We start from the raw sequence: 2,618 nt of genomic DNA on the forward strand, positions 1-2,618 counted from the left end.
CTTTAGAAGTCGAATGTCGCTTGGCAATTGCTTTATTTTCAAAACAAAGTAACGCTGATCCTAGTTATTATCCAACGGGAATTATCGGCGGTATTGCTAGCAGCGTAGCGATTAGTCGTTTATTAAACTTTTCTAAAGCGAAGATGATTGAAGCAATGGCTTTAGCAGCTACCATGGCTAGTGGTAATCGTGGTAGTCATGGATCTATGGCTGGCAGCATCATTCCCGCTATCAGTGCAAAAAACGGCTATGAAGCTAGTTGTTTAATTGCTAATGGTTTTACTTGCAGTTATAATGCTTTAACTGGTAAAAAAGGTTTGATCACCCAAATTACTAAGACTCCAAATATTCATGATGCCCTAAAAGATTTAGGCAATAAATTTATTTTTAAAGAATGTTCATGTAAACCATATCCCTTTGGTTTTATTGCTTTTGCCTGTATCGATGCCATTAAAGAAATATCTATTTCTAATAAGATTCAGGCAATTGAAATTGAAGTCAACGAAAACATTGCTACTCTTGGCAGCAACAAATACCCTAAAAATATCTATGAAGCTTATGTATCTTTGCCTTATTTAGTAAGCAAAGCCATTATTAATCCTAAAAATATTAATATTCCCTTAAAAATGCCCTTTATTATTGATCAAAAGATCAATGATTTAATCACTTTAACAACAATTAAAACTAATTCGAAGCTAACTAACGATGAAGCCAAGATTACTATCATAACTAACACTAATAAACAAGTTTTTCAATGTACTAATCCTCTTGGCAGTATTAATAACCCTGTAAATCATGATCAGGTTATTAAAAAAATCAAAACGTTATTAAACATTGATTTAAACCAGGAAATAGATACTTTTTATCATGAAGAAATCACTGATTTATATCATTGGATCAAACAATTAGAAAACAAATACAACAAGGAGTTAAACAAATGATTTTATTTATTAATGGCAGTCCTAATAAAAACGGCAATACCGCTAATTTAGCTAAAAAACTATTAACTAATCATCAGTATCAAACTTTAAATTTAGTTGATTATAAAATCTACAGTTATGGTCAAAAATTTGATGATGACCAGTTCAATCAAGTAATAAATATGATGGCACAGGCAGATACTATTGTCATTGGTTCACCGGTTTATTGGCATAGTATGTCAGGAGCAATTAGAAATTTATTAGATCGTTTTTATAATCATGTAAATAACGATTTACTTAAAGGAAAGGATCTGTATTTTATTTTTCAAGGTTATGCACCTACTAAACAACAATTAGATGCTGGAGCCTATACGATGCAACGTTTTGCTTCTTTATATGGTCTTAACTATAAAGGTATGATCGTTAATGACAATGATTTAAAAAACATCAACTTATAAAAACAAAAAGCGGAAAAACCGCTTTTTATTTTGTTTCAAGATACATAATGGTCTGATATGGTTTTAACTTACCATTAAAATCATGATAATTATTTAAAATAATTTGCTTGTTGATCGGGTATTCTTGAACCTGGTTAGAAAAGTTACATACATTAACAATTGTTTTTCCTTGATAACAACGTTTATAGACAATCAACAATTCATTATCGTGTTCAACAGGGATAAAATCACCAAAAGTTAAAATATTACTATATTCACTTTTTTGTCTTAAATAAATCATTTTTTTATAAAAACTATAAACTGAATTAGGATTATTAAACTGTGCTTTAACATTAATTGTTGAATAACTTTCATTTAATGCTAGCCAAGGTTTAACGTTAGAAAATCCTGCATATTTACTATCATCAAATGGCATTGGTGTTCTAGCATTATCACGAGAACGAAGATTAACTAAGCGCATCGCTTCCGTTTCACTAAAACCTTCTTCCATCATTCTTTGATATTGCCCATGACTGCTAATATCATCAAATTCATCAATTGATTGACGATTACAATTGCTCATTCCTAATTCTTCACCTTGATAAATATAAGGAACACCACGTAAAAAGAAATACATTGAAGCAATCATCGTTGCACTATAATAATTATGTTCTTCTTTATTGACGATCAGTTTATCTAAAGAACGAGGCTGATCGTGATTTTCTAATAACGTTCCAACCCAGCCAATTTTATTAATTTCTCTTTGTGATGTAAAAATCAAATCACGAAACTGTTTTACAGTCCAATCTTTACGAATAAACCATTCTTCATTATCACCAATATCAAAATTAGAATAATTAAAATCAAACATCGTATCAAAGCAGCCATTTTCACCAATATAAATATCTAGTTTATCATAAGATACCCCATACGCTTCACTAATTGTCATACAATCATATTTAGCAAAAGTATTTTCTTTTAATTCTTTAAAAAAGACTTCAATCCCAGGCTGATTACGGGCAAAGGGAATACAAGAAACAAGACCGTCTTCCCCATCTGGTTTACCATCTAAATAACGCTGATCTTTTTTAATAAAATTAATCGCATCAACACGGAAACCAGCGATCCCTTTATCTAGCCACCAGTTGATCATCTTGTATACTTCTTGGCGTAACTTAGGATTTTCCCAGTTTAAACAAGGCTGTTTTTTAGAAAAAGCATGGAAGTAATATTCATCATCTCCTACTTTTTGCCAAACTGA

At 30.7% G+C, this 2,618-nt stretch carries 3 protein-coding genes; 2 read left to right on the top strand and 1 reads right to left on the bottom strand.

The features are described from left to right. Both J7M77_RS05920 and J7M77_RS05925 read left to right on the top strand, forming a co-directional pair. Positions 1–941, top strand: a 941-nt coding sequence (locus J7M77_RS05920; protein ID WP_296876914.1) for an MmgE/PrpD family protein, incomplete at its 5' end; no start/stop codon positions are given. Beyond that, positions 938–1,378 carry a flavodoxin family protein gene (locus J7M77_RS05925; RefSeq protein WP_296876915.1) on the top strand — a complete coding sequence of 147 codons (441 nt, stop codon included), beginning with the start codon at positions 938–940 and terminating at the stop codon, positions 1,376–1,378. The genes J7M77_RS05920 and J7M77_RS05925, both read left to right, overlap by 4 nt. 25 nt (positions 1,379–1,403) lie before the next feature. Here the strand turns inward: J7M77_RS05925 and J7M77_RS05930 are convergent. Further along, positions 1,404–2,618 (bottom strand): alpha-amylase family glycosyl hydrolase (locus J7M77_RS05930; RefSeq protein ID WP_296876916.1); only part of this gene is annotated, 1,215 nt, incomplete at its 5' end.

The organism is Thomasclavelia sp. (assembly GCF_017889095.1).
In the GTDB taxonomy this organism is placed as follows: Bacteria; Bacillota_I; Bacilli_A; order Erysipelotrichales; family Coprobacillaceae; genus Thomasclavelia.

Excerpts from the sequence above, each read along its gene's own strand:
- J7M77_RS05925 (WP_296876915.1), top strand. The coding sequence starts at position 938 with ATGATTTTATTTATTAATGGCAGTCCTAATAAAAACGGCAATACCGCT.